Annotated in this window: 7 protein-coding genes and 1 tRNA gene; 3 read left to right on the top strand and 5 right to left on the bottom strand. The window is 43.2% G+C overall.

Translation table 11 applies throughout. The annotated features are described in order from the left end of the window. Nucleotides 1-940: 940 nt before the first annotated feature. Nucleotides 941-1,528: a carboxymuconolactone decarboxylase family protein gene (locus tag BWI96_RS20100; protein ID WP_106638300.1), complete on the bottom strand. Its 588-nt coding sequence runs from the start codon at nucleotides 1,526-1,528 to the stop codon at nucleotides 941-943. A 135-nt stretch (nucleotides 1,529-1,663) separates the two neighbouring features. Then, nucleotides 1,664-2,218 carry a peroxiredoxin gene (locus BWI96_RS20095; RefSeq protein ID WP_106638299.1) on the bottom strand — a complete coding sequence of 185 codons (555 nt, stop codon included), beginning with the start codon at nucleotides 2,216-2,218 and terminating at the stop codon, nucleotides 1,664-1,666. A 201-nt stretch (nucleotides 2,219-2,419) separates the two neighbouring features. Between BWI96_RS20095 and BWI96_RS20090 the strand changes: the two genes are divergently transcribed. Both BWI96_RS20090 and BWI96_RS22645 read left to right on the top strand, forming a co-directional pair. After that, nucleotides 2,420-3,157 (top strand): LysR substrate-binding domain-containing protein, encoded by a 738-nt coding sequence (locus tag BWI96_RS20090; protein ID WP_232793831.1) that lies wholly within the window; start codon nucleotides 2,420-2,422, stop codon nucleotides 3,155-3,157. Next, entirely contained in the window at nucleotides 3,115-3,354 is a 240-nt protein-coding gene (locus BWI96_RS22645; RefSeq protein WP_232793830.1) for a hypothetical protein, read from the top strand. The genes BWI96_RS20090 and BWI96_RS22645 overlap by 43 nt, the downstream gene beginning before the upstream one ends. Before the next feature lie 42 nt (nucleotides 3,355-3,396). On the opposite strand, the gene BWI96_RS20085 is transcribed toward BWI96_RS22645, so the two are convergent. Both BWI96_RS20085 and BWI96_RS20080 read right to left on the bottom strand, forming a co-directional pair. Further along, entirely contained in the window at nucleotides 3,397-3,639 is a 243-nt protein-coding gene (locus BWI96_RS20085; RefSeq protein WP_106638298.1) for a hypothetical protein, read from the bottom strand. Nucleotides 3,640-3,719: 80 nt separating this feature from the next. Beyond that, complete coding sequence (locus BWI96_RS20080) at nucleotides 3,720-7,214, bottom strand: PAS domain S-box protein (RefSeq protein WP_106638297.1); 3,495 nt, start codon at nucleotides 7,212-7,214, stop codon at nucleotides 3,720-3,722. A 510-nt stretch (nucleotides 7,215-7,724) separates the two neighbouring features. On the opposite strand from BWI96_RS20080, the gene BWI96_RS20075 reads away from it, so the two are divergent. Then, complete coding sequence (locus BWI96_RS20075) at nucleotides 7,725-8,135, top strand: response regulator (RefSeq protein ID WP_198555323.1); 411 nt, start codon at nucleotides 7,725-7,727, stop codon at nucleotides 8,133-8,135. Nucleotides 8,136-8,231: 96 nt separating this feature from the next. On the opposite strand, the gene BWI96_RS20070 is transcribed toward BWI96_RS20075, so the two are convergent. Next, nucleotides 8,232-8,306 (bottom strand) — tRNA-Val (locus BWI96_RS20070). Nucleotides 8,307-8,332 lie beyond the last annotated feature (26 nt).

Raw genomic sequence — 8,332 nt, 5'->3', positions numbered from 1 at the left:
AAACCAATTTAGGTTTAACTCCGTTTACTACCTCACAGTCCTCCCGCAGTCGCTCGGCTAGAGCCAGTGCTGCGGGAATTGGCACTTCAAAATCCAAATACTTTAGGTTTTCCTAACATTTAACCTGTTGCCATATTTATTATCTATATTGTCTAGGGTAAAGCTTATTTAAGTTTATAGTTGCAGATGCCTAGTATGCAAACATTCAGTCATCTTAAATCTTTCAAATATCATGAAGAAGCTTACTTATATCCTTATCACATCCACCTTATCACTTGCTTCTTGTAGCAAGGATGCTGCAACGCCAGTTTTCCCTAAACAAAAAAATGAAATGGCTAAGGAGGTTTCAGTTTCCATAAAGGGTGCGTCGATGACTATAGGCGGGCCGCTTAAATTATATTAGATAGATAAACCTGCACAATCTTTCTTCTAACTCTTCGCAGTCGCTTGGCTCTAGCCGAGCGACTGCGGGTAAATAGCAACCCTCCCTCTGACCTCTCGAACGCAGGGAGAGACCTTCTGTGGAATAGGACGGGCTTAGTTAAGTTACCAAATGGCCCAACAAGCTTGATAAAGGTTATAAGATTCTTCGATTCGCTCTGAATGACAGATGCTGAGGATCAAGTAATGATGCATTCTGCAGATTGTCCCCGGATTTCATCCGGGGCTATTCGCATTGAACCCCTCCGGGGTTATTTGTCGTAAACTTATTTTAACAATGTTGATCAATAACCCTAACGGGATTTAATATGAGTAGCCCAGGTCTGGATGGCCCCAGGCTGGATAGACCCCGGCTGAATAGCCCCTAATGAAATCCGGGGAAGCAATTTTTATTAAACTCTTATTTTTAGACCGTCTCTTACAAGAACTTCACTTACCAACCATAAAAAAGCCGGACTTTACGCAAGTCCGGCTTTTCTGAATAAGTAACCTTAATAGCTTATAATAAAGTCAGGAAGCTTTTGAAAATGGCGGCCAGACGAATTGCGTCGAATACACGAGCCTGAGACGCACCATGCTGACGAACGCTGGCTTCGTGTGAAGTAACGCACATTTCACAACCATTAATGGCAGAAATCGCCAGGCTTAATAGCTCAAAATATTCTTTGCCTAACACTGGATTCATCATGATGCTCATCTTGATCCCAGCGGGCATATTGTTATACGTCTCCGAATCCATGAAGTGACGGAAGCGGTAGAACACGTTATTCGCGTTCATCAGAGAAACGCAGGCGGCTACTTCCTGAATTTCTTTCTCTTCGGCACCTTCGGCTTTCGCGGCTGATTCAATCGCCTCAAGGACTGCTGGAACACTTTTCTCGTTAATCGCTACACCTAAAGCCATCAGGTAAGCTTCTTTTTTATTGATATTCTGCGATTTCAGAACGTTCTGAACGTTAATGCGAAGATCTTTCAGGTAACGGTGATCAGTTGCATTTAAACGGTCAATCCAGAAACTTTCGAATGTTTCGGGAAGTTTGATTTCGGAGAGCAGATTTTTTTTGGTTTCTGAAGCAATGCCAAACATGAGAGAATATGTTTTGGGAAGGATAAATAAATGAAATACAACTCAGGTAGTAACGCCTTTGGCGACCTGTTTAGAAAATAACCCTGACGATTCCTCATCAGGGTTATGGTATCAATGGGAGAATGAATATCTCACTTATGCATTCAGGGTTTCTTCACCTTTTACCCAGTTGCAAGGGCAAAGTTCGTCCGTCTGAAGAGCATCTAGTACACGAAGAACTTCGTCAACGTTACGGCCTACGCTCAGGTCGTTGGCAGCTACCCAACGAACGATACCTTGAGGATCGACGATATACGTAACACGGTAAGCTACTTTCTCATCAGCCGTTAAGATACCTAGCTCTTCAGCTAAAGATTTTGAAGTATCCGCCAGCATTGGGAATTTCAGGTCACGAAGGTCATCGTGGTTACGACGCCAAGCTGCGTGAACGAATTCGCTATCCGTAGAAGCACCGATCAGGATGGCATCACGGTCAGAGAAATCAGCAAATTTTTGGTTAAATGCAGCAATTTCCGTTGGACATACGAATGTGAAATCTTTTGGCCACCAGAACATTACCATCCATTTGCCAGCGTTTTTATGATCTTCGTTCGTGATGTCGTAGAATTCATTACCTTTTTCAAGGGAAACTACAGACGTTTTTTTGAATTCAGGGAATTGGGCACCTAAGCCCAGTATACCATTTGCCATGGGAAGAAGATTTTATTTTTAATTGAAATTCAATAACCTTTAAAACCAAATAATTATAAAAATAATACTATTTTTGTTTTCATTTCCAGGAACTGATTACCATCGCTCTTAGAAATGTTTTATTTGGTTTGCGTTGCAAAACAAGCCAACTTTGCTTCATCGAACAAATCAATTATTCTTAAGAAAGAATAAGTTTTTCTAATGACCATCACTCAGCTTGAATATTTAGTGGCCATTACGGACTACGGTCATTTCGGAAAAGCCGCCGAAGCCTGCTCCGTTACGCAGCCTTCCTTGAGTATGCAAATTCAGAAACTGGAAGACGAACTCGAGGTACAATTATTAGATCGGAAAAAGCAGCCTACTCAACCTACGGAGATTGGCTTACTAATTGTTCAGCAGGCCCGACAGGTTTTACAGTCCTGCGAGAAACTGAAGGCCATTGTGGATGAACGGAAGAATGAGCTTTCGGGCGAGATCCGTTTGGGTGTTATTCCAACGGTGGCTCCCTATCTGGTTCCTTTATTTCTGAAAAATTTTCTGGATACTTATAAAGATATACGTCTGAAAATTACGGAACAGACTACTGAAAGTATCATCGAAAAACTGAAGAATGGGCAATTAGACATTGGCCTGATGGCGACGCCTTCACAGGATGATTTACTGAAGGAGTATCCTCTTTTCTACGAAGAGTTACTCGTGTACGTTTCTCCTGCGAATGCCTTATTCAAGAAGAAATACGCCCTGCCCGAAGAGCTGGACCCGAACGAGTTATGGTTACTCGAAGAGGGCCATTGCTTACGTTCGCAAATTGAGAATCTGTGTCAGTTAACCCGGCAAGCGGCTCAATTGCATCAGTTTGAGTATAAAGCGGGTAGTTTGGAGACGCTGAAAAAATGGTTAATACCTCGGGCGGACTCACGATCTTACCCGAATTAGCCACGCAGGATTTTGATGAAGATCAGGTAGAACTGATTCGTTATTTCAAAACGCCGGCTCCGGTACGAGAAATTGGGCTGGTTACCAATCGCAATTACCTGAAAGAAAAGATCGTAGCGGCTCTCTCCGATGAAATTCAGAAAGTAGTACCACCCAAGATGCTACAAATGCAGGAACGGTCCGTGGTTACGCCCTAGTTAACAAAAGAGCCCTACTGATGATCAGTAGGGCTCTCGTTTTTATTGATGATTCTTCGCTTTTTCTTCCCGAATAATATCAGCTTCTTCGTCGCTGGATGTATAAGAAACGTTGGGATCATGTGGAATTACTTCCAATCCGCCCAGCGGTTCTTTCTTCGGACGTTCCCCCTCATTTTCTACTTCTACGGGTTGAGAACGATCATACGTTGCTGAGTCATCCGACAGGGATGGATTTTGCTGATGTGGTTTCTGATCATTTTGAATATTTTCTGAATTTTCCATAGCTATACGGTTTTTATATGATACAGACTATAGTAGAAAAATCAATGCCACTAGCCTTTTTTATTCTAAAAAGGGCCGTTTCATTGAAGTTCATAAGGCACATGGTCTGACTTAATAATCTGTTTTTCAGGAAGTATGATATGAAACACCGATCCCTTGCCCTCCTCAGATTCTGCCCATAACACCCCGCCGTGATTAATGGCGATTTTTTTACACAAGGCCAGCCCTACACCCGTTCCGGGGTACGTCTCGCGGGTGTGAAGTCGTTTGAATACTTCAAAAATCTGTTCTTTGTATTGAGCCTGAAAGCCAATCCCATTGTCACTAACCGTCACATCATAATACCGCTCCTCTTTAAAAATCAAGCCTTGCTGTTTTACCTCTTCCGCAGACATCACCCGGCAGGCAATGATTACCTGGGGCGTTTCACCGGGTCTGGTAAACTTGAGGGCATTACTGATCAGATTATAAAACAGTTGGTTCATCTGTAACGAAACGGCTTCGATCTGAGGCAGACGATCTACTTGAATGCGGGCCGCTTTTTCCTGAATCGATAATTCAAAATCACTAATCACATTTCGAATTACCTCATTGAGATCGGTCATCGTATAAACCCGATCGGACTTTAGCAAGCGGGAGAATTCCAGCAGATCTTTGATTAATAAGGTCATTCGTTCGGAAGAATTAACAACCTTTGCCAGCGAAGTCCGGGCTGCTTCTGGCAGTTGGGGCATTTCCTGAATAATCCCCGAAAACATTCGGATTTTACGCAACGGCTCCTGTAAATCATGGGAAGCTACGTAAGCGTATTGCTCCAGTTCCTGATTAGAGGCCTGCAATAACTCGTTGGCTTTCTGCAATTCCATCGTTCGGATGCTCACCAACCGTTCCAGCTCTTTTGCCGTGCGTTTTTCAGCGGTGACGTCCCGAACAGTTCCACTTAGCAAATACGGTTTTCCCTGCTGATCGTAAGAAACTTTCCCCTGAGCCTGAACGCTTCTTTCTTCACCTGTTTTCAGATGAATTACCCGAAATTCAATGGAGTAATGATCTTTCATTCCAGGGGTTAAGACCTGCTTGATCACGCCAGAAACCCGTTCACGATCTTCTGGATGTACGGCTGACATGAAAGCAGAAAAGCCATGGCTGGAATTTTCAAAACCAAACCAGTCTGAAACCCGATCCGAATACGTGAGGGTATCCGTCACCAAATGGCGGCTCCAGGTTCCTAACTCGGCCAGAGCAATGGCGGACCGGAGGTTTTGTTCAGCATCCTGTAACTGCTGTTTGGCATTTACCAGAGCCGTAACGTCGGTAGCCGTATTCATAACTCCATAAATTACCCCGTTCGAATTCCGAAGTGCTTTATACACAAAGCTGAAATAATGGGTTTGGAGTTTGCCGCCAATCATCAGATCCACCCGATCTTCCGTAGCGACATACGGCACTCCCGTCTGATATACCTGATCGAGTAATTTGTAAAATTCCTGAGAATCGAGTTCTGGCAATACTTCCCGAAAGGTTTTCCCAATCACGGAAGCATCCCGGCCCCAGGTATCCAGCACGGCCTGATTAGCCATGCGAATTCTCATTTCAGTTCCTTCGTAAATGGCAATAGGCGTAGGCGAATTGACAATAAAACTACGGAAACGCTCTTCGCTAAACTGTAACTCTTTCTTTGATTTAATCTGATCGGTAACTTCGGTAGCTACAATACTTACGCCTATGATTTGTTCATCGGAATCACGTACAGCTGCATAAACGAAGTTAAAGTAACAGGCTACTTTTTGCCCATTACGAATGACCTGCGTCAAGATTTCGTATCCGTAAAAAGGCTTACCCGTTCGATATACGTCCCGTAAAAGCTCCAGAAATCCCTGTCCTCTTAACTCAGGTAATGCGTCCATTAGGGGCATACCAATGATCTTCTCATCTTTCCCCCACAGGTTCAGAATGGATTCATTAGCGGTTTCTATGACCATATCCCAGCCTTTTAAAAGGCCAATGGCCACCGGAGCCTGTCCGACGAGGTTTCGAAAACGACTTTCGCTTTCACTTAAAGCCTGCTGGGTCAGGATTTCTTTTCGCAGGTCCCGCAGCATAAACCCTCTTGCGATGGGTTCATTGTTAGACTCATCCCGAATAAGAATACCGTTGGCGTAAACCGGAATAATTTCACCCGTTTTGAAGTGCCGAATCTGAATTTCACCCCCCCAGTACCCTTCTATGACCATAGCGGGCAAAACGGTTTTTTCAAAAGACTGATATTCCTCGGTCGAAAAAAACTCAGAAATTCTGCGGCTTAGTATTAAATCTTCAGCTTCAATCCCGGCCAGTTTTTGCCCCGCCTGATTAATGTAGGTCAGATCACCATGTAGCGTAAAAATCGCCATGAATTCCGAGCTATTTTCAACTAAAGCCAGTAAACGTTTCTGTTGATCTCGGGCCGATACTTCTTCTGTAACGTCCTGGATAATCGAGAAAAATCGGCTTTCTTTGGGCTCATCCCCCAGGATCAGTGTGGTATGTAAAACAACCCAGATCACTTTGCCATCTTTCCGAATGTATCGTTTTTGTTGCGTAAATGTAGTTTCTTTCCCCGTAATCAGGCTATTAACCCAGGGCCGATGGTTAAGGTCTTCGGGATAAGTAATGAGTTTATAATTCCCCTGATACAATTCATCGGCGGCGTAACCGGTCAGCTCAGTAAAAGCTTTGTTGACCAGAAGAAAATTACCATCCGTATCTGCAATAACAATACCGAGCAGGGCATAGTCGAAGGCCGCCTGAAACTGCTTTTCCACATTTTTCAGAGCGGATTCTTTTCGTTTGTCTTCGGTAATGTCCCGCACAGCACCCGTGAAATAATCGATAATTCCCTCGGGACTATAATAAGCCTTCCCAATCAGCCGAATGTGTAACGTCTGATTGGGCAATACGTAGCGAAAATCGATGCTGGCGGCATCGGCTGTACCGGCTTTTTGCGGGTTCTCTATTCCCGCTTTCAGTACAGAGAGGTCCTCCGGGTGCACGTGGGAAAGGAAATCATCTAATAACAACGAAGAATCAGCCGAATGAAATAATTTTTGGCATTGAGCGTCCCAGGTAATCATGCGATTTTTGAGAGACATGCTCCATATCCCAACGCCCGCAGAAAGTAGAGCCAGACTGATGTATTCTTTATACTGTTGGTACTCTTCCTTTAAACCCTTAGTCTCTGTCAAATCCTCCAGCGTACCAACCATGCGACCCACACCTCCTTCTTCTCTCACCAAATAGGCTTTGGCCCGCACATAAGCCCAGGTTTGGTTCGGCAGTAGTAAACGAAACTCTTCCGACCAGACATCCTGGTTACTTTTAAATGCTTTTTTTAGCTCTGATCGAACATTAAAGACATCTTCAGGATGAATTCTGTTTTGAATATATTTTTTCAGCGATTGCCCTTCTTCCAGAGGTAAAGAACCAAAATTCGCTTCAAAATCATCATTATTCCACCACTGATCAGTCTTCAAATTCCAGTCCCAGTTTGCCTGGGGAGCTAGCCGGGCCAGCCATTCGGTTCGATCCTTACTCATACTATTACTCGGTTCTTTTTTCGGCTGGCATTACTCACGTAATACAGTTGAAGACAAATCTGTATATATCTTATTTTTATGGTAAACTAACAAGTTTCGATTCTGTTTGATCTCTGCGTCAATTCTGGTTTTTATCCGTAAACGACTCCCTTTTCATTCATTCGTTTGCCTCCATTTTTATTGGTTTAGATAAGTCCTTATCTGCTAATACCTTAGAAGGGTTATTGTGTAATTATGCCTGATTCCATTAGGGCTTCGGGAAAGAAGATATGTTATAAAGTTTTTTATCAATTGTGTAAAAAAATGGTTTATCAAGGCTACACAAGTCCCTCACAAATCAATAACGACTTAACAATTAATCAATTTTTATTATACTATTTAGTAGTAAATTGTTACCTTTGGAGCTTCATTCATCGATCGGATTGTTTCCTCATCCATTTAGATTCAGTACAAGTATTTCACTAAAATTCTTTCCACTATTTTAATAGCCACCGCATGTTCATTAAGCCCTTGTTTTTAATTGTTGAAGATGATGAGGACGATCGAGATTTATTAAAGCTGGCGTATGAAGAAGGGGACTACGATTGTGAATTAGTTTTTGCAGAAGATGGTCACCAGGCCATTGAATTATTACAACAGTTACACACCTTACCAAGCATTGCTTTGCTTGATATTAATATGCCGCGAATGGGGGGACTGGATTTACTGGAAAAAATAAAGTCTTCTTCCGATTGGAGAAAGATGCCGGTTCTTATGCTCAGCACTACCTCTCGTTCTGAAACGATTTCGCAGGCTTATTCCATGGGAGCCAATTCTTACATTGTTAAGCCTAATAGCTTTCGGGATTTACATAAAATCTGGGATGCCGTTTACCATTTCTGGACTCGCACCGTGCAGTTACCGCCTTCGAAAGCTAGCTAAAAACCATACACTGATCATCCGTTTTTGGACGGATTTGATAGAGCGTTACCAAAGAAAAAGTCCTCTCCGTTTGCACCGAGAGGACTTTTCTTTTTGTGGAACATGAGGGATTCGAACCCACGACCCCTACCCTGTCAAGGTAATACTCTAAACCAACTGAGCTAATGTTCCAACAGCGTTTTGAGTCGCAAAAGTAA

Source organism: Siphonobacter sp. SORGH_AS_0500 (genome assembly GCF_002838835.1).
Classification (GTDB): Bacteria; Bacteroidota; Bacteroidia; order Cytophagales; family Spirosomataceae; genus Siphonobacter.
This window is presented reverse-complemented; position numbering and strand designations above follow the sequence as displayed.

Coding starts and splice junctions, on each gene's coding strand:
- BWI96_RS22645 (WP_232793830.1), top strand. CDS start 3,115: ATGGTTAATACCTCGGGCGGACTCACGATCTTACCCGAATTAGCCACG.
- BWI96_RS20085 (WP_106638298.1), bottom strand. CDS start 3,639: ATGGAAAATTCAGAAAATATTCAAAATGATCAGAAACCACATCAGCAA.
- BWI96_RS20090 (WP_232793831.1), top strand. CDS start 2,420: ATGACCATCACTCAGCTTGAATATTTAGTGGCCATTACGGACTACGGT.
- BWI96_RS20080 (WP_106638297.1), bottom strand. CDS start 7,214: ATGAGTAAGGATCGAACCGAATGGCTGGCCCGGCTAGCTCCCCAGGCA.
- BWI96_RS20100 (WP_106638300.1), bottom strand. CDS start 1,528: ATGTTTGGCATTGCTTCAGAAACCAAAAAAAATCTGCTCTCCGAAATC.
- BWI96_RS20095 (WP_106638299.1), bottom strand. CDS start 2,218: ATGGCAAATGGTATACTGGGCTTAGGTGCCCAATTCCCTGAATTCAAA.